Annotated in this window: 20 protein-coding genes and 3 pseudogenes; 11 read left to right on the top strand and 12 right to left on the bottom strand. The window is 70.5% G+C overall.

Features of this window, described 5'->3' with window-relative positions:
* Positions 1-61 precede the first annotated feature (61 nt).
* Positions 62-1,312 carry a M14 family zinc carboxypeptidase gene (locus ACX28W_RS18600; RefSeq protein ID WP_459000089.1) on the bottom strand — a complete coding sequence of 417 codons (1,251 nt, stop codon included), beginning with the start codon at positions 1,310-1,312 and terminating at the stop codon, positions 62-64.
* A 269-nt stretch (positions 1,313-1,581) separates the two neighbouring features.
* A pseudogene (locus ACX28W_RS18595) lies at positions 1,582-1,743 on the bottom strand (dihydrolipoyl dehydrogenase); the annotation flags it as partial.
* Between the two features lie 328 nt (positions 1,744-2,071).
* On the opposite strand from ACX28W_RS18595, the gene ACX28W_RS18590 reads away from it, so the two are divergent.
* Positions 2,072-3,331, top strand: a complete 1,260-nt coding sequence (locus ACX28W_RS18590) for a cytochrome P450 (protein ID WP_459000088.1) — start codon at positions 2,072-2,074, stop codon at positions 3,329-3,331.
* Here ACX28W_RS18590 and treY read toward each other — a convergent pair.
* Together treY and glgX are read right to left on the bottom strand one after the other, a co-directional pair.
* Positions 3,291-5,750, bottom strand: coding sequence for a malto-oligosyltrehalose synthase (gene treY / locus ACX28W_RS18585; RefSeq protein ID WP_459000087.1), 2,460 nt, complete (start codon positions 5,748-5,750; stop codon positions 3,291-3,293). The two genes, ACX28W_RS18590 and treY, sit on opposite strands and share 41 nt — an antisense overlap.
* A 114-nt stretch (positions 5,751-5,864) precedes the next feature.
* Positions 5,865-7,973, bottom strand: coding sequence for a glycogen debranching protein GlgX (gene glgX / locus ACX28W_RS18580; RefSeq protein ID WP_459000086.1), 2,109 nt, complete (start codon positions 7,971-7,973; stop codon positions 5,865-5,867).
* 181 nt (positions 7,974-8,154) lie between these two features.
* Here glgX and ACX28W_RS18575 point away from each other — a divergent pair, with 181 nt between their 5' ends.
* From ACX28W_RS18575 to ACX28W_RS18560, 4 genes are all read left to right on the top strand, one after another.
* Positions 8,155-8,988, top strand: coding sequence for a Tat pathway signal sequence domain protein (locus ACX28W_RS18575; RefSeq protein ID WP_459000085.1), 834 nt, complete (start codon positions 8,155-8,157; stop codon positions 8,986-8,988).
* A gap of 125 nt (positions 8,989-9,113) precedes the next feature.
* On the top strand, positions 9,114-10,433 hold the full coding sequence (locus ACX28W_RS18570; RefSeq protein ID WP_459000084.1) for a copper amine oxidase: 1,320 nt from the start codon (positions 9,114-9,116) through the stop codon (positions 10,431-10,433).
* Between the two features lie 102 nt (positions 10,434-10,535).
* Positions 10,536-11,774 carry an SAV2148 family HEPN domain-containing protein gene (locus tag ACX28W_RS18565; protein ID WP_459000214.1) on the top strand — a complete coding sequence of 413 codons (1,239 nt, stop codon included), beginning with the start codon at positions 10,536-10,538 and terminating at the stop codon, positions 11,772-11,774.
* Between the two features lie 104 nt (positions 11,775-11,878).
* A complete protein-coding gene (locus tag ACX28W_RS18560) occupies positions 11,879-12,601 on the top strand; it encodes an exonuclease domain-containing protein (protein WP_459000083.1) in 723 nt (240 codons plus the stop codon).
* An 84-nt stretch (positions 12,602-12,685) separates the two neighbouring features.
* Here the strand turns inward: ACX28W_RS18560 and ACX28W_RS18555 are convergent, their stop codons facing one another.
* Entirely contained in the window at positions 12,686-13,549 is an 864-nt protein-coding gene (locus ACX28W_RS18555) for a phosphotransferase enzyme family protein (protein ID WP_459000082.1), read from the bottom strand.
* A gap of 372 nt (positions 13,550-13,921) precedes the next feature.
* On the opposite strand from ACX28W_RS18555, the pseudogene ACX28W_RS18550 reads away from it, so the two are divergent.
* A pseudogene (locus ACX28W_RS18550) lies at positions 13,922-14,353 on the top strand (extracellular solute-binding protein); the annotation flags it as partial.
* Positions 14,354-14,582: 229 nt separating this feature from the next.
* Entirely contained in the window at positions 14,583-15,794 is a 1,212-nt protein-coding gene (mgt, locus tag ACX28W_RS18545) for a macrolide-inactivating glycosyltransferase (protein WP_459000081.1), read from the top strand.
* Positions 15,795-15,913: 119 nt separating this feature from the next.
* On the opposite strand, the gene ACX28W_RS18540 is transcribed toward mgt, so the two are convergent.
* Positions 15,914-18,202: an MMPL family transporter gene (locus tag ACX28W_RS18540; RefSeq protein WP_459000080.1), complete on the bottom strand. Its 2,289-nt coding sequence runs from the start codon at positions 18,200-18,202 to the stop codon at positions 15,914-15,916.
* 251 nt (positions 18,203-18,453) lie between these two features.
* Here ACX28W_RS18540 and ACX28W_RS18535 point away from each other — a divergent pair, with 251 nt between their 5' ends.
* Both ACX28W_RS18535 and ACX28W_RS18530 read left to right on the top strand, forming a co-directional pair.
* The gene (locus tag ACX28W_RS18535) at positions 18,454-19,002 is read left to right on the top strand and encodes a DUF1697 domain-containing protein (RefSeq protein ID WP_459000079.1); all 549 of its coding nucleotides are present in this window, start codon (positions 18,454-18,456) and stop codon (positions 19,000-19,002) included.
* The gene (locus ACX28W_RS18530; protein ID WP_459000078.1) at positions 18,995-19,369 is read left to right on the top strand and encodes a nuclear transport factor 2 family protein; all 375 of its coding nucleotides are present in this window, start codon (positions 18,995-18,997) and stop codon (positions 19,367-19,369) included. The genes ACX28W_RS18535 and ACX28W_RS18530 overlap by 8 nt, the downstream gene beginning before the upstream one ends.
* Positions 19,370-19,473: 104 nt before the next feature.
* Here the strand turns inward: ACX28W_RS18530 and ACX28W_RS18525 are convergent, their stop codons facing one another.
* A complete protein-coding gene (locus tag ACX28W_RS18525; RefSeq protein WP_459000077.1) occupies positions 19,474-19,656 on the bottom strand; it encodes an aldo/keto reductase in 183 nt (60 codons plus the stop codon).
* Between ACX28W_RS18525 and ACX28W_RS18520 the strand changes: the two are divergent.
* Together ACX28W_RS18520 and ACX28W_RS18515 are read left to right on the top strand one after the other, a co-directional pair.
* Positions 19,604-19,992 (top strand): annotated as a pseudogene (locus ACX28W_RS18520) (ketopantoate reductase C-terminal domain-containing protein); the annotation flags it as partial. The gene ACX28W_RS18525 and the pseudogene ACX28W_RS18520 overlap by 53 nt on opposite strands.
* Before the next feature lie 24 nt (positions 19,993-20,016).
* Positions 20,017-20,634, top strand: coding sequence for a TIGR03086 family metal-binding protein (locus ACX28W_RS18515; protein ID WP_459000076.1), 618 nt, complete (start codon positions 20,017-20,019; stop codon positions 20,632-20,634).
* Here the strand turns inward: ACX28W_RS18515 and ACX28W_RS18510 are convergent.
* The 5 genes from ACX28W_RS18510 to ACX28W_RS18490 all read right to left on the bottom strand — a co-directional run.
* Positions 20,620-21,366 (bottom strand): sirohydrochlorin chelatase, encoded by a 747-nt coding sequence (locus ACX28W_RS18510; RefSeq protein WP_459000075.1) that lies wholly within the window; start codon positions 21,364-21,366, stop codon positions 20,620-20,622. The two genes, ACX28W_RS18515 and ACX28W_RS18510, sit on opposite strands and share 15 nt — an antisense overlap.
* A gap of 7 nt (positions 21,367-21,373) precedes the next feature.
* Entirely contained in the window at positions 21,374-22,276 is a 903-nt protein-coding gene (locus tag ACX28W_RS18505; RefSeq protein WP_459000074.1) for an ABC transporter permease, read from the bottom strand.
* Positions 22,263-23,051 carry an ABC transporter ATP-binding protein gene (locus ACX28W_RS18500; RefSeq protein WP_459000073.1) on the bottom strand — a complete coding sequence of 263 codons (789 nt, stop codon included), beginning with the start codon at positions 23,049-23,051 and terminating at the stop codon, positions 22,263-22,265. Before ACX28W_RS18500 ends, ACX28W_RS18505 begins: the two co-directional genes overlap by 14 nt.
* A gap of 36 nt (positions 23,052-23,087) precedes the next feature.
* A complete protein-coding gene (locus ACX28W_RS18495; protein ID WP_459000072.1) occupies positions 23,088-24,206 on the bottom strand; it encodes an aliphatic sulfonate ABC transporter substrate-binding protein in 1,119 nt (372 codons plus the stop codon).
* Positions 24,207-24,430: 224 nt separating this feature from the next.
* The coding region (locus ACX28W_RS18490) for a sulfate adenylyltransferase subunit 1 (protein ID WP_459000071.1) at positions 24,431-25,564 on the bottom strand (1,134 nt) is incomplete at its 5' end.

Genomic DNA, 25,564 nt, shown 5'->3' with positions numbered 1-25,564 from the left:
GGCTGATCGGACCGATCGGACCGATCTGGCTGGTTGGGCTGATTGGACTGGTCGGTCTGAGTCAGGCGGCATTGTCGCGCGCGTGCCGTGCGGCCGCGACCACGGTCCGGGACTGGTGCTCGACCTGGTGCTCCAGGGGGACCCAGCGGGCCCCGAATTGCTCGGCGAAGGCGTCGCTCCAGGTGGCGACGAGACGTTCGAGGCGCGGCGCCGCCCGGTCGTCGGCTTCCTGAAGGACGCGCAGCAGCATCGCGGCGGCCCGCAGCGGGAGCCGACGCCCGAACGCGTCGACGCTGCCGACGTGCGCCATCGTCGTGTCCGGAGGCGGCGCCTGGACCCAATCGTCGGCCAGGCCCGGCACCAGATCCAGCGCCCACTTGGCGGCGCGCAGGAGAGGCCCGTCCGGGCCCGGCAGCCGCGGCAGGACCTCCGCGAGCACCGACTCCACCTGGAGCGCGTCCTGCAGCAGCCGACGCGCCAGGTGTCGCATCGCCGCCGCCGGGGCGGGGTGCGGTGCCGGGTCTTCCACCAGGTCGCTGGCCCACATCGGCACCTCCACGACGGCGGTCAGGCCGCCGTACCGGTGGGCGTGGTACCAGGTGCTGTGCCGCGCGTCGTCGGGCATGCTCGGGTATGCCGCGTCCGAGCCGGGCGCCGGCATCACATGCACCCCGGGCCCGGAGGCGGGCCAGCCCGCGGCGTCCGACGCGCCCATCTCCACCGGGATGTGCAACTCCGCCGCGGACTTGGCGAACGGCTCCGCGAGCCCCGGGATGTCCTTGGTCAACTGCACCCAGCTGCCGCCGAGATCGGTCCCGTGCAGCGTCACCTGGAGGTACGGTCGCAGCTCGTCGATGACTCGGATGAGGGCGCGTGTCTCGGGGGGCAGCCGGTCGGGCGGCAGGACGGACGGCGACCACTCCGGCTGCTCGGGTCCGGCTGGACGGAAGAATCCGCGGTGGTAGTCGAACAGGGTGCGCGGCGCCGGAGTCACATGCAGGCTCGCTCCGTCCGGGTCCGCGCAGAGCAGGAAGTGCCAGGAGGTGTCGGCCCGCAGCTCCCTCTCGTACAGCACACGTTCGGCCAGCGACAGCAGCGTCGAGCCGCCGGTCGGTTCGTTCGCGTGAGCACCTGCCACGATCAGGACCGCGCGTGCCGCGTGGCCCACGGACAGCAGGTGGAGGGGTCTGCCCGCGCGTGAGACACCGATTTCTCTGAGGGTGCACAGGCCGGGACGGTGAGCCGCCAACGCTCGGGCGGACGAAACGATTTCGGTCACACTGGGATAGCGCAACTCCGGCAGGTGACTCACCCCCGACTTGTCCGCCCAGCGTTGCCTTCCGCAGTACTCCACGGTCTGGAGGAACTGTCAAGGAATTGGCGGGGCGGCTCCCCGGGGCGCCAGGTGGCATTTGCCGCAGGCAGGGGGCGCGATCGCCCGGAGGGGGAGCCACGGCCGACTGCGCGAGGTGATTCGTGGCCACGCCCGCGTGTCGCGCGCCTCGCTCAAGCCCACGACCGCCGACTGCGGCGACGAGAAGGTGCCCGGGGCAAGACGAGTGGCCGATCGGTGCGGACTGCCACCAGGACGGACTTCGGGAGCCCCGGCGTGAACAGGGGGTCGTCGCCCGTCACCAAGCGCCGTCCGTCCACGATCAGCCCCGGGAGCGTACGCGGCCGTGAGCCGGTCGCCAGGAGGACGCCTCGGCGCGCGCCGAACTCACCCACGCCCTCGACGCGCACGATGCCGACGGTGGCGCTGCCCGCGCCGGCGGACCGCGCCTGACTCCGCTGCGCCTTCGTCGAACTCCTGCGCATGTCGTGGCCGTACGGAGAGATACCGGCGTCACCCGTGCGGGCGTACGCGGGCTGCGGTTCGGAGGCCGAGGTGTTCGGCTGAGAACAACCGCGCGCCGGTCCACAGCGCGCAGACCCGAGTGGGAGGCCGGCGGTGCTGTGTCCTCACGGCCTTCCTGGCGAAGGCGCGCCGGTCACGGCACCGACGAAACCACCGCGCACGACCGGACCGACCGGACCGACCGGACCGACCGGACCGACCGGACCGCCGTACGTGGCCGTACCGACGCGTCCGCGCCCGTCCGCGCCCCCGAGCACGCACCGGAGCCCGGAGCCGGACGGTCGGCCCCCGGCTTCGCGGCTGGGCCCGGAGAGCCTGTCCGCGTCCTGGGACCTTCTCCAGGAGTGCCCGTCCGCGCCCCGGAATCTCCGCCCGGAGGGCTCGTCCGCGCCCCCGAGCCTGCTCGCCCCAGGAACCGAGCACGACCCGTACCCCCTGTACCGCACGCTCCGGGAGAGCTTCCCCTTCGTGTACGACGAGCCGTTCGGCGCCTGGCTGATCAGTCGGTACGCCGACGTACGCGCCGCACTCGCGGACCCCAGGCTCGTCGCCCCGCCGCCCGGACGCACCCTGGCCCACCTGGAGGGCGTCACGCACAGCGCGCACCGGGCGCTGGTCTCACCGGCGTTCCGCGGCCGCGCCCTGGCCGCGCTGAACGCCGGGGTCGAACGGGCGGCGTACGTCCTCGCCCGCCGCCTCGCCGCCCGCCAGGAGGCCGATCTCGTCGCCGAGTTCTGCCACTGGCTGCCCGCGGCGGCGGCCGTCGCCGCGCTGGGGCTGCCGTACGAGAACACCGCGCGCGTGCACGCGTGGTGCCGCACGGGCCTGGACCACCTCGGCGGCCACCACCCCGAACTCGACGCCTTCCTGCGCCCGTACATCGCCCGCCGCCGCGCCCACCCGGGCACCGATCTGCTGTCGGCGCTGTGCACGGCACGGGCGGACGGGCGCCCGCTGACGGACGAGACCGTGGCGGGTCTGGCCGGAACGCTCCTCGGCGCGGGCGGCGAGGCGACCGCACAGGCTCTCGCGTCCTTCCTCGCCAACCTCCTCGACCATCCCGGCCAGTTGGGGATGGTGCGGGCCCGTCCCACGCTGACGGCCGGGGCCTGGGCCGAGTCGCTGCGTCGTGATCCGCCGCTGCACGTGGTGCTGCGGCGGGCCGTCGAACCGGTCGGCGTGATCCCCGCGGGCGCCACCGTGGCGTGTCTGCTGGGCGCTGCGGGCCGCGACCCGGCCCGGTTCGCCGACCCGGACCGCTACGACGCCTTCCGCGCCGACCCCGGGCAGCTCGCGTACGGCTCCGGACGGCACTTCTGCCCGGGCGCACTGCTGGCCCGCCGCACCGCGGAACACGGACTACACGCCCTGCTCGCCGCCCTGCCGGACCTCCGCTGGGCCCCGGGCTTCAGGCCCGTCGCCAAGGGACTGATCAGCCGCTCGCCCCGGAGTCTGCTGGTCCGCCTGCGCTGACGCGCTCCAGCAGCACCACCGGCAACCGCCCGAACAGCTCCTCCACGCGCGCGTGCCCGGTGAACTCCCGCTCCGGAGCGAGCACATCCGCCCACCGCCCTTCGGGAAGCGGGAGGCGGGTGTCGCGCCAGCCGCCCGCGTCCGCCAGCCGCAGCGACAGCCGCGTGACGGCCGAGATCACCTCTCCGGAGCGTACGAACGCCACACAGTGCGCGGCGCCCGGTCCCTGAGCCGTCAGCGGCGCGTACGTCGCCGAGTCACCGAAGACGGCGGGCCGCCGCCGGCGCAACCGGAGCGCCGCCGTGGTGAGCGCGACCTTCTCGGCGACCTCGGCGGCCTCCTCCGAGGCCTTCGCAGCCTTCGCGGCGTCCCTCGCCGAGGGCTCCGACCACGGCGCGAACGCCGCCCTGTTGTCCGGGTCCACCAGCGCCAGATACTCCCCCTCGGTGCCCTGGTAGACGTCCGGCACCCCGGGCATCGTCAGATGGACCAGAGCGGCCCCCAGGACGTTCGCCCGGACATGCGGCGCGAGCTCGGTCCGGAAGTCGGCCACGCGCCGCCCCGGAGGCCCGCAGGGACCCGCCGCGACGAACGCCGCCACCGCGTCCTCGTACCCGGGGTCCTGCTCGGTCCAGGCGGTGTGCAGCCCGGCCTCCCGGACGTGCTTCAACAGCGCTCCCTGGACGCGCTCCGCCGCGGCCGGACCCAGCCCGAACACCGTCTGCCACGCCGCCCACGCCATTTGGGGGTCGGGTACGCCCGTCGCCGCGTCGCGGGTCACCTCGGCCAGGACGTCGCTCCACCGCTCGGGGCACTGGGTGAGCACCGAGAGGGCCGCGCGGACGTCGGCGCTGCGTTTCGTGTCGTGAGTCGAAAGGGCCGTTCCGGTGGCGGGCCAGTCGCGCTGCACGCGCGCGCAGTAGGCGTGGAAGTCCTCCGGGTCCACGGCCGCAGCGCCCGGGTTCCCGCCCACCTCGTTGGCCGACAGCAGGGGCACATAGCGGTAGAACGCCGTGTCCTCCACGGACTTCGCCCGCAGCGCGGACGAGGTCTGGGCGAACCGGGCCCGGAACTCCGCGTGCTCGGGCCCGGCACCGGCCCGCCCGAGCACCAGGTCCCGGACGACGTCCACGGCGTGCGCCTCGTCCGGCACCGTGAAGACCGCCCGGGCCTCGGCGGCGGCCTCCTCGGTCACGACCGCGGAGGCGTCCGTGGAGGGATACGGCCGGTACACCTCGACGCGCACGAGGAGTTCCCTCAGCGCGGTGCCCAGCGCCCAGGGGGCGTGATCGTGCAGCGCCGGGTCCGGGGAGGCGGCACACAGACGGCCCGCCGCGCGCGTGAGGCGGTCGAACTCCGTGGCCAGCTCGTGCGTGATCACCTTGTACGCCGCCCGGCGCACCGTCGCCTCCCAGTGGCCGCCCCGATCGGCCTGAGGGGCCGCGAACCGCCGGTACTGGCCGAGGAGTTCCCCCGCGCCCGCCGGGTCCGTGAAAAGGCCGTCGACCTGCCGCAGCGCGTCATAGCCGGTGGTGCCCGCGACAGGCCAGGCGGCGGGCAGTGGCTCGCCGTCCGCGAGGATCTTCTCGACCACCGTCCAGCGTCCGCCCGTCGCCTCGTGCAGGCGGCGCAGATACGCGTCCGGGTCCGCCAGGCCGTCCGGGTGGTCGATGCGCAGCCCCTCGACCACGCCGTCGCCGAGCAGCTCCAGGATCTTCGCGTGGGTCGCCGCGAAGACCTCCGGGTCCTCGACGCGTACCCCGACGAGCTCCGAAATGCTGAAGAAACGGCGGTAGTTCAGCTCGGTGCGGGCCAGCCGCCACCAGGCCGGGCGGTACCACTGCGCGTCCAGAAGCCGTGGCAGGGGCAGCTTCTCGGTGCCCTCGCGCAGCGGAAACACGTGGTCGTAGTAGCGCAGTACATCGCCGTCCACCTTCAGCTGGTCGATTTCCGCGCCGAGCCGCCCCCCGAGCACCGGCAGGAGCAACTGACCTCCCTGGGCGTCCCAGTCGATGTCGAACCAGCGCGCGTACGGCGACCTGGGGCCCTCGCGCAACACCTCCCACAGCGGGCGGTTGTGGAGCGGGGCCATGGCCATGTGGTTCGGCACGATGTCCACGACCAGACCGAGACCGTGCGCCCGCGCGGTCCGCGCCAAGGAGCGCAGCCCCTGCTCGCCGCCCAGTTCGCCCCGTACGCGCGCGTGGTCCACCACGTCGTAGCCGTGCGCCGAGCCCGGGACCGCCTCCAGGACGGGGGACAGGTGCAGATGGGAGACGCCGAGCGAGGCCAGATACGGCACGGCGGCCTCGGCGGCCGCAAAGGGGAACTCCGGCTGCAGCTGCAGCCGGTACGTGGCGGTCGGCGCGGCGGGAACCACCGAGGCCGTGCTCTCCGGTTCGGGACGCTCAGGTGTCATGGCAACCTACGTACCCGCCCCGCCCTCGTTCGTGTCATCTCCGTACGCCGAAAAGACCCACCACGCGCGCGTGAACCCGGAAACGCACCCCACGCGCGCGTGCGCCCTCGGCGATCAGGTCGGCCGCTGCAGTACCGTCAGGCTCCGGTCGAGCAGTGTCAGCCGGTCCCCGGCCTGGACCTTCGCGCCCGTTCCCGGCACCACCCCGTCCGGGAGAGCCGTGTCGACCACCACGTGCCACTGCCGTCCGTGGTTGACCGGCACCACGAACTCCAGGGGCTTGGGCGAGGCGTTGAACATCAGCAGGAACGAGTCGTCGGCGATGTGCTCCCCACGCGGACCCGGTTCGGAGATCGCGTTTCCGTTGAGGAAGACGGACAGCGCCCGCGCCTGCGCGGAACCCCAGTCGCGCTGCGTCATCTCGGTGCCCGCCGGAGTGAACCACGCGATGTCGGACAGCTCGTCGTGCGTGCCCTGGACGGGACGGCCGTGGAAGAAGCGGCGGCGCCGGAAGACCGGGTGGTCGCGGCGCAGCCACACCATCGCGCGCGTGAAGTCGAGCAGTGCGCCGCCCTCCTCGGGCCACGGCACCCAGGCCAGTTCGCTGTCCTGGCAGTACGCGTTGTTGTTGCCGTGCTGGGTGCGCGCGAACTCGTCGCCGTGGCTGAGCATCGGCACGCCCTGGGAGAGCATCAGCGTGGCGATGAAGTTGCGCTGCTGGCGGGCTCGCAGCGCGAGCACGGTCTCGTCGTCGGTCTCGCCCTCGACACCGCAGTTCCAGGACCGGTTGTGGCTCTCGCCGTCGCGGTTGTCCTCGCCGTTGGCGTCGTTGCGCTTGTTGTTGTACGAGACGAGGTCGTTGAGAGTGAATCCGTCGTGGCAGGTCACGAAGTTGATGGAGGCCAGGGGACGGCGGCCGTCGTCCTGGTAGAGGTCCGAGGAGCCGGTCAGCCGGGACGCGAACTCCGCGAGCGTGCGCGGCTCGCCGCGCCACAGGTCTCGTACGGTGTCGCGGTATTTGCCGTTCCACTCGGTCCACAGCGGCGGGAAGTTGCCCACCTGGTAGCCGCCCTCGCCGACGTCCCAGGGTTCGGCGATCAGCTTCACCTGGGAGACCACCGGGTCCTGCTGCACCAGGTCGAAGAACGACGACAGCCGGTCCACCTCGTGGAACTGGCGGGCGAGGGTGGCCGCGAGGTCGAAGCGGAAGCCGTCGACGTGCATCTCGGTGACCCAGTAGCGCAGCGAGTCCATGATCAGCTGGAGTACGTGCGGAGAGCGCATGAGCAGCGAGTTTCCGGTGCCCGTGGTGTCCATGTAGTAGCGCGGGTCGTCCGCCAGGCGGTAGTACGAGGCGTTGTCGAGGCCCCTGAAGGACAGGGTCGGGCCCAGGTGGTTGCCCTCGGCCGTGTGGTTGTAGACGACATCCAGGATGACCTCGATCCCGGCCTCGTGCAGCGCCCGGACCGCCGACTTGAACTCCAGGACCTGCTGGCCACGGTCGCCCCAGGAGGCGAACGCGTTGTGCGGGGCGAAGAAGCCGATCGTGTTGTAGCCCCAGTAGTTACTGAGACCCATCTCGACCAGACGATGGTCGTTCACGAACTGGTGTACGGGCATCAGCTCCAGTGCGGTGACGCCCAGTTCCGTCAGGTGTTCGATGATCGCCGGGTGTGCGAGTGCCGCGTACGTGCCGCGCAGTTCCTCGGGCAGCTCCGGATGCTGCATCGTGAGGCCCTTCACGTGGGCCTCGTAGATGACCGTGTGGTGGTACTCGGTGCGGGGGCGCCGGTCGTCGCCCCAGTCGAAGTACGGGTTGACCACGACGGACGTCATGGTGTGCGGCGCCGAGTCCAGGTCATTGCGCTTGTCGGGCGACCCGAAGGGGTAGCCGTACACCTCCTCGCCCCACTTCACCGAGCCGCTGATCGCACGCGCGTACGGATCGAGGAGCAGTTTCGCGGAATTGACACGCTGTCCGCGCTCGGGCGCGTACGGCCCGTGCACCCGGAAGCCGTACCGCTGTCCGGGCATGATCCCCGGCAGATAGGCGTGCCGCACGAACGCGTCGCTCTCGCGCAGCTCCACTGCCGTCTCCGAGCCGTCGTCGTGCAAAAGACACAGCTCAATACGGTCGGCGGCCTCCGAGAAGACCGCGAAATTGGTACCGGCGCCGTCGTACGTGGCACCGAGTGGATATGCCTCTCCAGGCCAGACCTGCATGGATATGACTCTTCCAGTAGTGCCACGCCTCTGGGGGCGACTCCGAACCGAGTCTCCCCGAAAGTGAGGGAACCTCCTACGACTTACCTCCCTCTTAATCGCTGACCAGGCATACGCCGTATGCCGAACCAGTGGGGATCAAACAACTCCTGGAGACATAAGAAGGGGAGTAGGGGGAAATGTGCGCACGATAGTGCACCGCCATCTGGGCAAGGTGGTGGCGGGTGCGGCCATCGCGGTGGCCGGGACGGCCGTGATGGTCGGCGTCACCCTGCCGAGTTCGGCGGGGGCCGACGACTCGGGCGGGGGCCGGGCCGGCGGTGGGACCTCACAGCAGACGGGACAGCAGACGGGACAGCAGGCCGGGCAGCAGGGGCAGGTGGCCGCGCAGCCGGGCGTCGTCGAGCAGGCTCCGGCCGAGGGCGACAAGGGCAAGGGCCGCGACCCGCTGACCGACGACGAGACGAAGCGGGTCGAACAGATCGCGCTGAACCGGCAGTTGTTCAGCTCCAGCGAGGACGTCGAGGGCGATCGCGGCCCGCAGCGCATCGGCGTGGACCTGGCCGAACCGGAGGAGAACGAACTCGGCGACCCGGACGCGCCGCGCCGCGCGGACGTCACGTTCTACGACTACCGGGACGACACGCTCGTCACGAAGACCGTCAACCTCGACACCGGGAAGGTCGAGCGGACGGACACCCAGCAGGGGGTGCAGCCCCCGATCAGCCGGGACGAGATGGTCGAGGCCGCGAAGCTGCTGATCGCCGACCCGCTCGGCGCGGGCCTACGGGCCGACTACAAGGACGCCACCAGCAAGGAACTCACCTCGCCCGACCAGTTGACGCTGAACAGCATGGTCTACCGGGTGACCTCGGGCGGCCTGTCCGACACCCTCGCGAAGTGCGGCGAGCACCGCTGCCTGCGGCTGTTCCCGAAGGTCAAGAACGGGCCCTGGATCGACAGCCGCGAACTGGTGATCGACCTGAGCACCCGCAAGGTCGGCACGCTCGGCTGAGCCGCGGTCGGCGTACGTGAGGCGGCTGAGCAGCATCCGGCGTACTCCAAGGCGGCCGAGCCGCCTCCGTCCACTTTCCCCAGCACTTCCTTCTACTTCAGGCTTTCGCAAGGAGTCTCTTCGTCATGCGCGTGAACAGCATCAGCCGTGTCCGCAGCCGGACGGCGGTAGGCCTCTCGGTGGCCGCGCTGGCCGTCGGCGCCACGACGGCCGCGGGCCCGGCCGCCGCCCAGCCGAAATCCGCCCCCGCGGCGGCCGCCAACTGCAGCGCGGCGTACAAGATCGAGCAAAAACTCTCCACCGGCACCACCTGGCGCATGTGCTGGCACTACGAGAGCGAGGCCGGGCTCGTCCTGGAGAACATCTCGTACCAGCCCAAGGGCGAGGCCCGCCCGATCAGGGTCCTCACCAGCGCGAAGCTTGGCCAGATCCACGTCCCCTACGACGACGGCAAGGCCGAGTACGACGACCTCACGGGTGCGGGCTTCGGTCAGGGCCTGATGAAGATGGCGCCCGGCGAATGCCCCGGCGGCACCATCAAGAACGTGAAGATCCCCAACGCCTGGAACCCGCAGCGCGCGAATGTCGACGGCCTGTGCACCACGACCCGCTCACGCGGCCACGCCTACCGCATGCAAGCCGACACCGGCACCAAGGTCTACCAGGCCCAGGGCAAGGACCTGCTGGTCTACACCGTCAACCAGGTCGGCTGGTACGAGTACATCAGCGAGTGGCGCTTCCAGGACGACGGCACCATCAGCATGAACATCGGCGCCACCGGCAGCCTCGCGCCCGACGACTACGACGCGGGCGACGGCCGCGGCTGGCCCATCGGCAAGGGCGCGAAGGCCTACGCCACCAGCCACAGCCACAACGTCTTCTGGCGGCTCGACTTCGGCCTCGACGGCTCCTCCAAGAACAAGATCGAGCAGTACGACTCCGTGGTCAGCCCGCCCCGCAACGGCAATGAGGGCCCGACCAACAAGACCACCCGCACCAAGGTCACCAAGGAACTCGCGGGCGACGCCAAGAACATGCGCTGGTGGCGGGTCGTCAGCAACATCGGCAAGAACAAGGACGACCACGAACGTTCGTACGAGATCGTCCCGGGCGCCACCACCAAGTACCCCGGCCGCAGCTTCACCAAGCACGACATCTACTTCACCCAGTACAAGAGGTGCGAGCAGTTCGCCAGCAACAACCTGCCCAACTGCGGTGCCGGAGTGGGCAAGTCCGTCGACAAGTGGGTCAACGGACAGACGCTCAACCACCCCATCACCTGGGTCAATGTGGGCTTCCACCACATCGCGCGCGACGAGGACCAGCAGCCCATGCCGGTCCACTGGCAGGGCTTTTCCCTCGCCCCGCGCGACGTCACCGCTATGAATCCGCTCACTCCGCCGGCCCTCGCCGATCAGAACGGGCATAGGGAAAACGGTAGTTGAGAAACGACCTGTCCATCGGGCTGCACCGCCCGCCGCTCCCGGAGTACCCTTCCTTGATCGTTGACTAAGGGAGAGCTCGGGGGAGCGGAAGGCGGTGCGCGGGTGGGCTCGGGAGGGCTGGAGTTGCCTCCTGGTGACGAGGGTCACGAGGGGAACTCCACAGATGTCCCACCCGGCGCGGTGTCCCTGGCACGGCCGATGGAGATGGGATCGATCGGACCGGAGCTGGACTGGGGTGCCGACGCCTGGCGCGAGGTGCGTACGCGCGCCCAGCGAGCCGGGCGTGCCTACATCTGGCTGAACCTGGTCGAACAGCGGCTGCGCGCGGTCGTGGCCGCTGTTCTCCGCCCCATCTACGAACCCGTCCACGGCGACGAATGGGTGGTCGCCGCGGCCGGACCCGCGGGGCAGGAGTGGGTGCAGCGCGCGGTCGCGGTACGCGAAGTCAGCCGCCGCAAGGGGTATTTGCTCGACCCCGCCGACGACAACGTGCTGAGCTTCCTCACGCTGCCGCAGTTGCGGGAGCTGATGGTGCAGCACTGGCCGTGCTTCGAGCCCTACTTCGACGAGCGCCGGGACGTCGAACTGGCCCTGGACGAACTGGAAGTCACCCGGAACGTCGTGTCCCGCAACCGGGCTCTGTCCGAGGCGGTGCTGAGTCAGGCCGAGCGGGCCGCGGCGAAGCTGCTGGAGATACTCGGCGCCGGCAGCGACGTGCCGTCCGCGCGCCGGCTGCCCGTGGACGCCGTCGAGGACCTGGTCGGCGACCGGTATGCCGACGTGGTCGGTGTGCACTCGGACCGGGTGCGGCTGCTGCGCCAGTTCCCCGCCGAGGACCTCTTCGGCGGTGCCCGCCGCCTCGACGCCATCGGCATCGGCCTGAACCTGCTCGTGCAGAACTTCTCCGGGCGGCGACTGGTGCGGCTCGCCGAGTCCGGTTGCCGGGTGCGGCTGCTGTTCCTGAACCCCGCGTCCAGCGCGGTGAAGCGGCGTGAGCGCGAACTCGGAATCAAAAAGGGCGAGTTGAGCCGCGCCGTCGAGATGAACATCCTGCACATGCGGCGGGTGCGCGCTCGACTGCGTGACCCGGGCGCGTTCGAGATCCAGGTCTACGACGAGACGCCGCGCTTCACGGCGTATCTCGTCGACGGGGACGGCTCGGACGGCATCGCGGTCGTGCAGTCGTATCTGCGCCGCACGCGAGGGATGGAGGCGCCGGTGCTGGTGCTGCGCGGCGGTGGCCGCGTGGTCAAACCGGATGAAGTGGGCGAAGAGGGCCTCTTTCCGACATATCGCGAGGAGTTTGAGGTGGCCTGGGCGGATTCGCGCCCGGTGTCCTGAAACGCTCCGACGACTGGAAGCGGAGCGCGGTCCTCGGATTGTCAGTGGCTCATGGGATCGTGGAAACCACTGGGGGAAAGCACCACGAAGAAGGGGGGCCACCCATGGGCTGGCACCGGGAGCTGCTGATCGGCTTCGACCTGGAGACGACCGGGACGGATCCGCGCGAGGCGCGCATCGTCACGGGCGCCGTGATCGAGGTCAAGGCCGGAGAGCTGATGGGCCACCGCGAGTGGCTGGCGGATCCGGGCGTGGAGATCCCGGCGGACGCGGTCGCGGTCCACGGGATCACCAATGAGCGGGCCGCGGCCGAGGGCGGACCGGCCGACCAGGTCGCCGACGTGATCGCGCGCGCCCTCGTCTCGGCCTGGCAGTCGGGCGTACCGGTCGTCGCGTACAACGCGACCTTCGACCTGACCCTGCTCTCCGCCGAACTGCGGCGGTACGGACTGCCGTCGCTGCGGGAGCGGCTGGGCGGAATCGACCCCGCCCCGGTCATCGACCCGTACATCATCGACCGCTCCGTCGACCGCTACCGCCGGGGCAAGCGCAACCTCGAAGCGGTCTGCACGGAGTACGGGGTGGCGCTGGACTCCGCCCACGACGCCTCGGCCGACGCCCTCGCCGCGGCCCGGCTCGCCTGCGCGATAGCCGACCGCCACCCGAAGGTCGCGGCCCTCGGCACGGCGGAGCTGCACCGCCGCCAGATCGAGTGGTACGCCGAGTGGGCGGCCGACTTCCAGAGCTTCCTGCGCCGCAAGGGGAACGCGGACGCGGTGGTCGACGGGACGTGGCCGCTGCGGGACCTGGCGGACGAACGGGTCTGATCGGCCCCCGACCGTCGCCAGGCGTCAGAAGCAGTCAGAAGCCGTCAGGAGCCGTCGGGGGGTGCCAGAAGGCGCCAGAAGCCGTCAGAACGGGTACCAGCGCACCGTATCGTCCCCGTCCCGCAGTGACGCCACCCGCCGCTCGAACTCGGCCAAGGCCTTGGGGTTGGTCGGTGCGTGCTGGGCGACCCAGGCGCAGCTGGCGGTCTCGCGCGCACCCCGGAGCACCGAACAGCCCTCCCATTCGCGCACATCCCAGCCGTAGGTGTGGGTGAACGAGTCGTACGCCTCGGCGGGAAGGCCGTAGCGGTCGCGGGAGAGGGCCATGACCACCAGGTCGTGCTCGCGCAGGTCGGCGGAGAAGGTCTCCAGATCGACCAGGACCGGGCCGGCGGGGCCGACATGGACATTGCGGGGCAGCGCGTCGCCGTGGATCGGGCCCGGCGGCAGCTGCGGGGTGAGCGCCGCCGCGGTTGCCGCGAAGCCGTCGCGTCGCGTCCGCAGATACGCCGCGTCCGCCGGGTCGATCGCGTCGCCCGCCAGGCGCAGCCAGCGCTCCACACCGCCCAGCAGTTCGCGGGGCGGCAACGGGAAGGGAGGGGAGGGCAGTGCGTGCACCACCCGTAGCAGTTCGGCCAAATCGCGCGGCTCGGCGGGGCGTAGGGGATCAGACAGCCGGTGCCACACCGTCACCGGGTGCCCGTCCACCAGCAGCGCCTTGGCCTCGGCCGCTCGCACCGCGGGGACGCCCGCGTCGGCGAGCCAGGCCGCGATGTCCAGTTCCCGCCGGGCGCGATCGAGGAGTTCGGCGTCGCGGCCCACCTTGACCACCAGGTCACCGGCAGCGAACACCGCGTTCTCGCCCAGGGCGAGGAGCGTCGCGTCCCGCGCCGAGCCCGGCAGCACATCCGCCGCGGCCAGTACGTCCCGCGCCCGTGCCTCGTCCATCCTTCGCCTCCGTGTTCTTGTGCGGTCCTCGTGGGGCCCTCGCGCAGCCCTCGTGTACGCCGTCGCGTTCACGCCATCCGTCGGTCAGTGTCGCATTCGCACAGGTCGCAACCGTGTGCGCGATGCCTTGACGGCGTACGCCGCCTTCACGACCATGACGAAGGCCGCCGGACGACCATGCCCAGACCTGCATGAGCCCGTACGAGACCGCCCGAAGGAGCCGATTCCATGGCATTGGCCACCGCGTCGAGGCGGCCTGCGCAGCGCGCGCCCGCAGGGGGCGGGGACCGGCGTCCCGTCGACCGGGGTGGCTGGTTCCTGGTGCTGCCCGCGCTGATCCCGATTCTGGTGCTCAGCGTAGGACCGCTGCTGTACGGGTTCGACTGGCAGGTGCTGCCTGCCCCGGCCGGCCCGGACGGACTCACCCAGGGCGTCAGTCCGCAGACCCTGTCCATCGCCGCGGACAGCCCGCACAAGAAGCAGGCCGCCGAGTTCATCGACTTCCTGCTCCGGCCGAAGAACATGGTCCGCCTCGCCCTCGGCGACTGGATGCTGCCCACCGGCACCGAGGCCCTCAAGGACCCCGCCCTGCGCACCACCAAGGACGACTGGGCGACCGGCACCGCCCTCGCTGCCCACCTCCGCTCGGCCCCTGCCCAGTCCGTGCGCGGCTACCCGGAGTGGAAGGACAAGGTCGCTACCCCCGCCTTCCAGGAGTACTACAGCGGGGCGATCAGCCTGGCCGAACTGAGAAAGCGCCTGGTGAAGGACGGGAATCTGGTGCTGGCGCGTTATCAGCGCTGAGCGCCCCGCCGCTTTTGTGGTTTCCCGGGCTTCACACGTCTCCCGGGCTTCACACGTCTCCCGCGCTTCGCGCGTCTCCCGGGCTTCCTGGAAGCCCAGCCGCCGTGCGAGGGCCACGTCTTGGTCAACCCCGTTCTCCGCATTGCTCGATCCGGCTCGATCCGGCGTAGCCGCGATCGCGGACTCAATCAGGTTGCACGAGACGTATCGTCTTGCCTATGTTCGTTCCATGACTCGTTCCCTGACCACTCGACCCGCCCACATCGCCATGTTCTCCATCGCCGCCCACGGGCATGTGAACCCGAGCATCGAAGTGATCCGGGAGCTGGTTGCACGCGGACACCGCGTCACGTATGCCATTCCGCCCGCCTTCGCCGAGAAGGTCGCCGAGACCGGGGCCGAGCCGAAGCTGTGGCACTCGACGCTGCCCACCGACGACGACCCGGACGCGTGGGGGACCGAACTGATCGACAACATCGAGCCGTTCCTGACGGACGCGCTGCAGGCCGAGCCGCAGCTCACGGCGGCCTACGAAGGCGACCGGCCGGACCTGGTGCTGTACGACATCACGGCGTACCCGGCCCGGGTCCTCGCCCACCGCTGGGGTGTACCGATCATGCAGCTCTCCCCGTCCATGGTGGCCTGGGAGGGGTACGACGAGGAGGTCGGCAAGCCGCTGTTCGAGCCGCTCAAGCGGACTCCGCGCGGCAGGGCGTTCTACGAGACCTTCGCCCGTTGGATCGCCGACAACGGCATGGACCTGAGCGTCGAGGACTTCATGGGCCGCCCCGACCGCTGCCTCGTCCTCATCCCCAGTGCCCTCCAGCCGAACGCCGACCGCGTCGACGAAGAGCGCTACACCTTCGTCGGCGCCTGCCAGGGCGACCGCGCCGCGCAAGGGGACTGGAAGCGGCCCGTGGGCGCCGAGAAGGTGCTTCTTGTGTCGCTGGGCTCCAGCTTCACCAAGCAGCCCGGCTTCTACCGCGAGTGTGTCAAGGCCTTCGGTGATCTGCCGGGCTGGCATGTCGTGCTGCAGATCGGCAAGTTCGTCGACGCCGCAGAGCTGGGCGAGGTGCCCGACAACGTGGAGGTGCACCAGTGGGTGCCCCAGTTGGCCATCCTCCATCAGGCCGACGCGTTCATCACCCACGCGGGGGCGGGCGGCAGCCAGGAGGGGCTGGCCACCGGCACACCGATGGTCGCCGTACCGCAGGCCGTCGACCAGTTCGGCAACGCCGACATGCTCCAGGCGCTCGGCGTCGCCCGTCACGTACCGATGGAGGAGGCGACCGCCGAGACCCTGCGCGAGGCGGTCCTCGCTCTGGTCGACGACCCCGATGTGGCGCGCCGCCTGCGCGAGATCCGGGAGCGGATGGCCGAGGAGGGCGGCACGCAACGGGCGGCGGACCTCATCGAGGCCGAGCTGCCCACGGACGCGTAGGTCCTGTCCGGCGGATCAGGTCGGAGGGAAGCGGCGGCGCCTTGTCAGCGCTAGGCAGGCGCACGAAGAAAGGGCCTGTTGGTTCCCGAGGGAACCAACAGGCCCTGATGGGCCCAGGTTTACACCCCGGCCTTCTCGCCCTCCCTGGCCGGCGGCAGCACGGCCTCCGGCGACTCGTCGTGGGTGAGGTCCGGCAGGCGGTGCATCCACTTCGGCAGATACCAGTTGCGCTCGCCGAGCAGCGCCATCACGGCCGGCAGCAGGACGCCACGGATGATCGTCGCGTCGATGAGCACCGCGGCCGCCAGGCCCACGCCCATCTGCTTCATGGACTGCATGGACAGCGTCCCGAAGATCGCGAAGACGGCGACCATGATGACGGCGGCGCTGGTGACCACACCGGCCGTGGTGACCACCCCGTGCCGGATCGCGTCCTTGGTGTCCCGGCCCCGCAGCCGCGCCTCACGGATCCGCGAGACCACGAACACGTGGTAGTCCATCGAGAGCCCGAAGAGGATCACGAAGAGGAACAGCGGCAGCCAGGTGACGATGGCGCCGACTCCCTCCGCGCCCACCAGCGAGGCGCCCCAGCCGTGCTGGAAGACGGCGACGAGGATGCCGTACGCCGCGCCCACCGACAGCAGGTTCAGCACGATGGACGTGATGGCGATCGCCAGGGAGCGGAACGACAGCAGCATCAGCACGAAGGCGAAGAGCACGACGAACACGAAGACCGGTACCACCGAGCCGACCAACTGGTCGTTGAAGTCGACCGATCCGGCGACCTGTCCGGTGATCGGCGCCTGGACGCCGTCGACCTTGCCGAGCGTGTCGGGCCGCACCTCGTCGCGCAGCAGCTCCAGGCTCTTCGCCGCCTGGTCCTGATCGGAGCCGCCCACGAGGGGGACGTACACGAAAGCCACGTTCTGTTCCGCATGCACCTTGACCTCGACCGGGCCGCGCGAGGCCCCCGAACTGATCGCCTGGGCACGGAAGTCGGCGAGCGCGGACGTCACGTCGGCGGCGTTGATGTCGTTCGCCTTCACGACGACCTCGGCCGGCTCCGAACCGCCGGGGAAGGCGTCGTTGACCCGGTTGTACGTTCCCACGATCGGCAGCGAGTCGCCGAACTCCTTGTCCAGCGTGAGCTGTTCGGTCTTCATACCGAGCGCGGGAGCGGCGATGGCCAGCAGCACCCCGGCAGCGACGACCAGCGAGACCCCGGGCTTGGCGAGCACGACCCGCAGCACGGCGCTCCAGAACCTGCTGCCCTCCGAACCGTGGTTGCCGGCCTGCCCCGTACCACCCTTGCCCTTGACGCCGTTCGCACGCCGCTTGCTCCGGTGCAGGAACGGAATCCGGCCCTTCTCCACTCGCCCGCCGAGCAGCGAGAGCAGCGCGGGCAGGACGGTGACCGAGCCGACCATGGCGACCGCCACGACCATCAGCGAGGCGAGCCCCATCGCCTCGAACTCGGCGAGTCCGGTGAAGAGCATCCCCGCCATCGCCACGCACACCGTGACACCGGAGACGATGATGGCGCGGCCACTGGTCGCGGCGGCGATCCGCAGCGCGGTCTGCGGGTCCCGGCCCGCCTCGCGCTCCTCGCGCTCACGCCGCAGATAGAACAGGCAGTAGTCGACGCCGACCGCGAGACCCACCAGGAGCATCACGGAGTTGGCCGTGTCGCTCATCGGCATCACATGGCTGACGACGCCCATCAGACCCATCGTCGCCATGATCGCGGTGACCGCGAGCGCCACCGGCAGCAGGGCCGCCACCAGCGCGCCGAACGCGATCAGCAGAATGCCGAGCGCCACCGGCACGGCGGAGAGTTCGGCCCGCTGGAAGTCGTCGCCGAACGCGTCGTCGAACGTCTTCATCATGCTGGCGCCGCCGATCTCCTCGATCCGCAGCTCCGCGTGGTCCTTCTGCACGCCCTCGACGGCGTTCAGCACCGGCTCGACGCGCTCGCCCGCGGTCTCCGAGTCACCGCGCATGTCGAACTGCACCAGCGCGCTGCGGCCGTCCTTCGAGATTGTCCGCGTGTCGTACGGCGACGACACGTCCGTGACCTTGCCGGTCGCCTCGACCGCCTCGACCACGGCGGTGACGGCGTCCCGGAACGTGGCGTCGGTGGCCGTGAGGCCCGCGTCCTTCGCCTGGATCAGGACGCTCTCACTGGCCGGTTCCTCGATCCCCGCATCTTCGATGATCTTGGCCGCGGTGTGGGTCTCGCCCTTGAGCTGATCGCTGTCCTTGACGTCGACGCGGCCCGCCGCCGAACCGAGCCCCATCGCCAGGACGACGAACAGCACCCAGATCCCGACGGCCGCCCATCGGTGCCGGGCGCTCCAGCCACCGGCCCGCGCGGCGATGCCCCGCACCCGTATATCTCCGTTCCCCATGACGGGCCATCCCCCTTGTGCGCGGTGACAGCCGCCTGCCGTCACCTTTCGATATGAAGGTATGGGCCGGATAAGAACGTCTCCTCCTGCTGCCCGGTGAACCGCCGGACCTCCGACTCCTCCCCTCGGACCCCGCCGCCTCCGCACTGGGGAGGACACAGGCCCCTTACACCTAACCGCGGTTCTCGGGGATGTGGATCAGGGCGCGGGTGTTGATCCTCGTGCCCACGACGCCGGTCTATCGTGTCCGGATGACGACGAGGTATGCGGCACTGCTGCGCGGAATCAACGTGGGCGGCAACAAGAAGGTGCCGATGGCCGAGCTGCGCACGCTCCTGACGGAACTCGGCTACGGCGACGTGGGCACGTACCTCCAGAGCGGCAACGCCGTCTTCGCCACCGACCGTGGCGATGAGGAATCCCTCGGGGCCGAGCTGGCCGAGGCGATGGAGAAGCACTTCGGCTTCACCGTCGGCGTACTGGTCCGCGACCACGCCTACCTGAAGGCCGTACGGGAGGCGTGCCCGTTCCCGGCCGCCGAACTGGAGGCCAGGCAACTGCACGTCACGTACTTCTCCGGTCCGATCGACGCCGAGCGGTTCGCGCCGGTCGACCCGGCGGCCTTCCTGCCTGAGGAGTTCCGCCTCGGCGACCGCGCCCTCTATCTGTACGCCCCCGACGGCCTCGGCCGCTCCAAGCTGGCGGACGCCCTGTCGAAGCCGCGGCTGCTCAAGGGCATCACGGCCACCACCCGCAACTGGAACACCGTCGTCAAACTGGAGGAACTGACCGGTGTCTGACCGCGACCCCGCCGTGGAGGCCGCCATCGAGGCCGAGCTGCGGCTGCTCGACCCGGAGGTCCGCCGCTCGCCCGAGCTCGTCGGGGAACTGCTGCACCCCGACTTCTACGAGTTCGGCGCCTCGGGACGGATCTGGGACCGCGCCTCGGTCATCGCCACGCTGGCCGCGGAGACCGGACCGCGGGCCCGGCCCAGCACCACCTCGCACATGAGGGGCGTCCGACTCGCAACCGGCCTGGTCCATCTCACCTTCGACACCGACAACAACGGCCGCCGGGCGCACCGGAGTTCACTGTGGCGGCTCACCGAGCAGGGGTGGCAGCTGTACTTCCACCAGGGGACACTGTTCCGCTCCGCCGAAGCGTGACCTTTCGCAGGCCGGTGTAGGCGGTGTACGAGCGGATCTGGTCCGGGACGGTCAGGCGCGGGTCCCGGTGGTAGAGGCGCCGCAGCTCGCCCCCACGCGCAAGGTCAACCCAGCGCGCGCAGGTCCTCGTCCGCGAGCCGGACGGCGCCCGCGTCGAGGTTCTCCTCCAGATGTACGAGCGAGCCCGTGCCCGGAGTCGGGCAGAGCACCGGGGAGCGGTGCAGCAGCCAGGCCAGGGCGATCTGCCCCGGCGTCGCCCAGTGCGCGGCGGCGGTCTTGGCGCACACCGATCGAGGCGGTCAGCGGCATCCTCACCAACGAGGAGACAACAAGATCCGCTTCGAACCCTTCGACGGTTCCGAACGCGGCGGCGGTTCCTCCTGGCAGTCTCTCGACCGCGGCACCGGCACCATCGAGGCCGACTACCTCAATGGCGAGATCGCCCTCTTGGGCCGCCTGCACGGCGTACCGACCCCGCTGAACGACCTGCTCCAGCGGCTCGCGAACACGTTCGCGCGCGAGCGCAGGGCGGCCGGTCGATGCCCGTCGCGGAGCTGGTGCGCCTGGCCGACGGGGCCGTGGCGTCGTACGACGGGGCTGTCGCGTTTGTTCAAGAGGGCTGAGCGCGCGGTTCCTAGCGTGGAGGCATGAGCGATCCGTACAAGAACGTGCATCCGTACATGGTGGAATGCGCCGCCGAGGCCGCCCGGGTGGCCCGCGGTGTCACGGCGGCGCAGCTGGGCCGGGCCACGCACTGCCCGGACTGGGACGTGCGCGCCCTGGTGAACCACTGGGTTCTCTACACCTCGCACGGCCTGGAGCACCGGGCCCTGCGCGAGCAGCTCTCCGAGGAGCTGACCGGCCGCGACTTCACGGCCGACCCCGGCTGGGCCCAGGCCTACGCCGACCAGCTCGACCGTGCCGTCGCCGCCTGGGACGACCCGGCGGTGTGGGAGGGCGAGGTCGACCTCGGGATGGCCAAGATGCCCGCGGCCGAGCTCGCCTCGATGATCGTGAAGGAGATGGCGGTCCACGGCTGGGACGTCGCCACGGCCACCGGCCAGGAGTTGCGGATCTCGGACGGCGCGGCCCGGCTGGTCCTGGACGTGGTCGAGACGCACGGCGACCTCTATCGGCAGTACGACGGCTTCGCCGACCCGGTACCCGTGCCGGACGACGCGCCCGTGTTCGACCGCGCCCTGGCGTCGAGCGGACGGGACCCACGGCAGACGGCGACGAGCAAAGCGGACCTAGGCGCCGAGTGAGGTCAGCGTGGGGATGCGTGCCGCTGCCGCCTCCTGGTAGCGGTCCAGCAGCACGCGTGCCACCTCCGGCGCCGGGCCCAGTACATCGGCCAGTACGTCCGCCTCGGCGGCGCCCCGGGCGATGCGGTCCGGGAGGAAGCCGGGGGCCAGGACGTAGGGTGCGACGGCGACGCGGGCGCAGCCGAGAGCGCGGAGCTCGCGTACGGCGTCCTCGGTGCGCGGAAGAGATGCGGAGGCGAACGCAGGCCGCACGGCGCACCAACCGGTACGCCGCCACTCCCGCGCGATTTCTGCGATCACTGCGATCGCCTCCGGGTCCGTGGACCCCGCGGAGGCCAGCACGACCCCCGTCGAGGACTTGTCGGCGGGGGTCAGCCCCGCCTCGTACAAACGCCGTTCGAGCGCGGCGGTCAGGAGGGGGGACGGGCCGAGTACCTCCGCCTGACGGATGCGGAGCTGTGCCGGGGCCTGCCGCAGTACCGCCGGGATGTCCGCCTTCGCGTGGAAGGCGCGCGTCAACAGCAGAGGCAGGGCGACCACATCACGTACGCCCTCCGCCGCCAGGGACTCCAGCACCCCCTGCACCGAGGGGATGGTGAAGTCCAGGAAGCCGGTCTCCACCCGCAGGCCGGGGCGCTGGGCCCTGACTCGTCGGATGAGGGCATGCACCGTCGCGGCATGGCGCGGGTCGCGGCTGCCGTGGGCGATGACCAACAGGACCGGCTGGCTCATGGCGGACTCAGCTCTTCACCAGGAGTCCGCGGCTGCGCAGGACCCACCGCTCCAGCGGGCTGAAGATCAGCAGGTCGATGGCGATGCCGACGAACAGGATGAGGAAGATGGCGAGGAAGACCATCGACATGGAACTGGCGTTGCGGCCGTTCTCCAGCAACTGGCCGAGGCCCACGCCCAGGTCGGGGGAGGACGCGATGATCTCCGCCGCCATCAGGGAACGCCAGGAGAACGCCCAGCCCTGCTTCAGACCCGCCAAGTAGCCGGGCAGCGCCGCCGGCATCACGATGTGCCAGGTGCCCTTCAGACCCGTCGCGCCCATCGTGCGGCCCGCCCGCAGGAACAGTGGCGGCACCTGGTCGACGCCCGACACCAGGCCGTTGGCGATCGACGGGACGGCGCCGAGCAGGATCACCGCGTACATCATGGAGTTGTTCAGGCCCAGCCAGATCACGGCCGGCGGGACCCAGGCCACCGAGGGGAGGGACTGCAGGCCCGACAGGATCGGGCCGATCGCCGCGCGGACGAACTTCACGCGGGCCACCAGCAGACCCAGTGGCGTGCCGATCGCCAGGGCGAAGAGGAAGCCGAGGAGACCGCGGGACACGCTCGTCCAGATGTAGTCGAGCAACGTGCCACGCAGCCAGGCGTCCTCGACCTCGCCCCACACCTCGGACGGCGAGGGCAGCTTGGTCGGGTCGTCGACGATGTTGAACGAGATCAGCGCCTGCCAGGCCACGAGCACCACCGCGAACGCGACGAGCGGCGGCAGTACCTTCTCCTTGAAGGTCAGTCCGAAGGACCGGCGGCCGGTGGCAGAGACCTCGAGGGCGTCGAGGCCCGCCTCCAGGCCGCCCACCTCGTACTTGTCCTTGACGGCGGCGTCGGCCTTCGTCTCAGTGCTGGCCATGGCGGCGGATCTCCCCACGCAGTTCTTCGGTGATCTGGATGGACAGTTCCGCGACGGGGGCGTCCTCGATGCGGCGCGGCTGCGGAATGTCCACGGTCCACTCGCGCGCGATGCGCCCGGGACGGGAGGACAGCAGGATCACCCGCTGTGCGAGCCGCACCGCCTCGCGCACGTTGTGCGTGACGAAGAGGACGGAAAGACCCGTCTCGCTCCAGATCCGGGTCAGCTCGTCGTGCAGCATGTCCCGGGTGATCGCGTCCAGCGCGGCGAACGGCTCGTCCATCAGCAGGATCTGGCTGTCCTGCGCGAGTGCGCGGGCCATCGCGACGCGCTGCCGCATACCGCCGGACAGTTCGTGCACGCGCTTGCCGTACGCGCCGTGCAGCCGTACGAGTTCGAGCAGCTCCTCGGCCCTGCCGCGCCGATCGGGCTTCGCGACTCCCCTGAGCTTCAGGGCGAGTTCGATGTTCTTGCCCGCGGTCAGCCACGGGAAGAGGGCGTGCTCCTGGAACATCAGGGCAGGGCGCCCGTTGGTCGTGATGTTGCCCGCGGTCGGGGCGTCGAGGCCCGCGACCAGGTTGAGCAGCGTCGACTTGCCGCAGCCCGAGGCACCCAGGAGGGTGACGAACTCGCCCGGCGCGACATCGAGGGTGATGTCGTCGAGGACGAGCTGCTGCCCTGCCGGTCCGGCGAAGGACTTCGAGACATGCTCGATCCGGGCGGCGTAGTCGACCGCTTCGGCGCCGTCGGCGGCCTTGGCGAGGGTCGTGGCCATGGTCGTCACCTCCTGGGAACTCATCGGTATCCGGGCTTACTTGACGCCGAGACCGGCGTCGTCGACCGTGCTCTCGCCCTCGGCCGTGAGGACCTTGTTCAGGAGCGTGAGGTCGTAGATGCCGGTCAGGTTGGGCTGCTCCAGCAGGCCGGCCTTCACCGCGTGCTCCGCCTCGGTGTTGAGGGTGGAGGCCAGCGGGTCATTGGTGATCTGAATGGAATCCCAGGCCGGGTCCAGGACGTCGGTGGGAAGCGCCTTGCCCGAGTCCGCCTCCAGCTGCTTGTTCGCCGCCGTCTTCGCGTCGTCAGGGTTGGCGTTGATCCACTGGTTGGTCTCGACCGAGGCCTTCAGCACGGCTTCGACGGCCTTCGGGTGATCCTTGAGGAAGCTCTGCGACACGATGATGTTCGTGATCACGAACTTCTTGTCCGGCCACAGGTCGGCCTCGTCCAGCAGCACCTTGGCGCCCTCGGCGACCAGCTTGGACGCGGTCGGCTCCGGCACCCAGGCGCCGTCGACGGAGCCCGACTTGTAGGCGTCCGGGGTGATCTTGTTGTCCGTGCGGACGACCGAGACATCGCCCTTGCCGCTCTCCGCGTCGACCTTCCAGCCCTGGTCCGCGATCCAGTTGAGGAACGCCACGTCCTGCGTGTTGCCCAGCTGCGGGGTCGCGATCTTCTTGCCCTTGACGTCCTTCAGGGACTTGATCTTCTTCGGGTTGACCACGAGCTTCACGCCGCCGGACGCCGAACCGCCGATGATGCGGAGGTTTTTGCCGTCGGACTTGGTGTAGCCGTTGATCGCCGGGGACGGGCCGATCCAGCCGATGTCGATGGAGCCCGAGTTCAGCGCCTCGATCTCGGAAGGACCGGCGTTGAAGATCTGGTACTTCGCCTCGGTGGCACCGAGCTCCTTCTGGAAGAAGCCCTTCTGGTTGGCCACGAGCGCGGTGGCGTGCGTCAGGTTGCCGAAGTAGCCGATCTTCACGGAGTCGAGACCGTCGATCTTCTCGGATCCGGCGGCGACCTTCGCCTTCGAGCTGTCGTCCTTCGCCTCGGAGCCGTAGCTGCAAGCTGCGAGTGCGAGGAGGGGAAGAGCGGCGGCGACGGCTATGCCGCGGCGGACGAGCGTGGAGCGCGAGCGGATGGCAGGCACGGGAGGTGTTCCTCTCGTTGGCCCGGCGGTCACGGGTTTCAGGTCGTGGCCGGGAGGTCGGCTGGTCTTCGTTTTCGCAGGCGGTGGGGGGTGCGGGCGCGCAGGCAGTGCGCGTACGTCATCGCGCACATCGCGCGACCCCGCCCTGCCCGCTGCCGAGGGCGCCGCTGCCGACGCGGCCGCCCTCCTTCGCGAACGTGGAGTAGAAGTCGGTGGGGGGCATGTCAGAAGTCCCACCCGTCGTCGTCGGCCTCGTCCTTGACCGGCTGCGGCGCGGCGAAGGACTCGCCGACCATGCCCGCGGTGAGCGTGGTGCCGTCGGCCGGGTCGATCAGGATGAACGCGCCGGTGCGCCGGGAGTCGGCGTACGAGTCGAGCGGGAGCGGCTCGGCGGTACGGATCGTGACCCGGCCGATGTCGTTGGCGACCAGCTGACCCGGGTGCGGGTGCAGCGAGAGGTCGTCCAGCGTCAGCCGGGACGGGATGTCCTTGACGATCGCCTTGACCGTACGGGTGCCGTGCTTGAGCAGGACGCGGTGACCCACGGTCAACGGCGCGTCGGCGACATGGCAGACGGTCGCCTCGACGTCCTGGGTGGTCGCGGGCGCGTCCGAGGTCGGCACGATCAGGTCGCCGCGCGAGATGTCGATGTCGTCCTCCAGCAGGAGGGTCACCGACTGCGGTGTCCAGGCCACGTCGACCGGCGTGCCCAGCAGATCGATCCCGGCGACCTTCGAGGTGCGGCCGGAGGGCAGGACCGTGACCGGGGAGCCGACCCGGAACGTACCGGCCGCGATCTGACCGGCGTACCCACGGTAGTCCGGGTGCTCGGCGGTCTGCGGGCGGATCACGTACTGCACGGGAAGGCGCGCGTGGCAGTGCGCCAGGTCGTGGCTGACCGGCACCGTCTCCAGGTGCTCCAGAACCGTGGGGCCGCCGTACCAGTCCATGTTCGCGGAGGCGTCCACCACGTTGTCACCGGCGAGCGCCGAGATCGGGATCGCGGTGATCTCGGGAACGCCCAGCTCGGAGGCGTACGCCGTGAACTCCTCGGCGATCGCCGCGAAGACGGACTCCTTGTAGTCGACCAGGTCCATCTTGTTGACGGCGAGGACGACGTGCGGGACGCGCAGCAGCGCGGCGACGGCGGCGTGGCGGCGGGTCTGCTCGATGACGCCGTTGCGGGCGTCGACGAGGACGACGGCCAGATCGGCGGTCGAGGCGCCGGTGACCATGTTCCGGGTGTACTGCACATGGCCCGGGGTGTCGGCCAGGATGAAGCGGCGGCGCGCGGTCGCGAAGTAGCGGTACGCCACGTCGATGGTGATGCCCTGCTCGCGCTCGGCGCGCAGGCCGTC

This window comes from Streptomyces sp. SD15, assembly GCF_054462255.1.
The sequence above is the reverse complement of the archived record's forward strand: the minus strand, read 5'-3'. Positions and strand labels throughout refer to the sequence as shown.

What these genes read in the sequence shown, in the direction of transcription:
- ACX28W_RS18515 (WP_459000076.1), top strand. Translation starts at nt 20,017, where the DNA reads ATGAGCGATCCGTACAAGAACGTGCATCCGTACATGGTGGAATGCGCC.
- ACX28W_RS18500 (WP_459000073.1), bottom strand. Translation starts at nt 23,051, where the DNA reads ATGGCCACGACCCTCGCCAAGGCCGCCGACGGCGCCGAAGCGGTCGAC.
- ACX28W_RS18570 (WP_459000084.1), top strand. Translation starts at nt 9,114, where the DNA reads ATGCGCGTGAACAGCATCAGCCGTGTCCGCAGCCGGACGGCGGTAGGC.
- ACX28W_RS18555 (WP_459000082.1), bottom strand. Translation starts at nt 13,549, where the DNA reads ATGGACGAGGCACGGGCGCGGGACGTACTGGCCGCGGCGGATGTGCTG.
- treY (WP_459000087.1), bottom strand. Translation starts at nt 5,750, where the DNA reads ATGACACCTGAGCGTCCCGAACCGGAGAGCACGGCCTCGGTGGTTCCC.
- ACX28W_RS18535 (WP_459000079.1), top strand. Translation starts at nt 18,454, where the DNA reads ATGACGACGAGGTATGCGGCACTGCTGCGCGGAATCAACGTGGGCGGC.
- ACX28W_RS18510 (WP_459000075.1), bottom strand. Translation starts at nt 21,366, where the DNA reads ATGAGCCAGCCGGTCCTGTTGGTCATCGCCCACGGCAGCCGCGACCCG.
- ACX28W_RS18505 (WP_459000074.1), bottom strand. Translation starts at nt 22,276, where the DNA reads ATGGCCAGCACTGAGACGAAGGCCGACGCCGCCGTCAAGGACAAGTAC.
- ACX28W_RS18540 (WP_459000080.1), bottom strand. Translation starts at nt 18,202, where the DNA reads ATGGGGAACGGAGATATACGGGTGCGGGGCATCGCCGCGCGGGCCGGT.
- ACX28W_RS18560 (WP_459000083.1), top strand. Translation starts at nt 11,879, where the DNA reads ATGGGCTGGCACCGGGAGCTGCTGATCGGCTTCGACCTGGAGACGACC.
- mgt (WP_459000081.1), top strand. Translation starts at nt 14,583, where the DNA reads ATGACTCGTTCCCTGACCACTCGACCCGCCCACATCGCCATGTTCTCC.
- glgX (WP_459000086.1), bottom strand. Translation starts at nt 7,973, where the DNA reads ATGCAGGTCTGGCCTGGAGAGGCATATCCACTCGGTGCCACGTACGAC.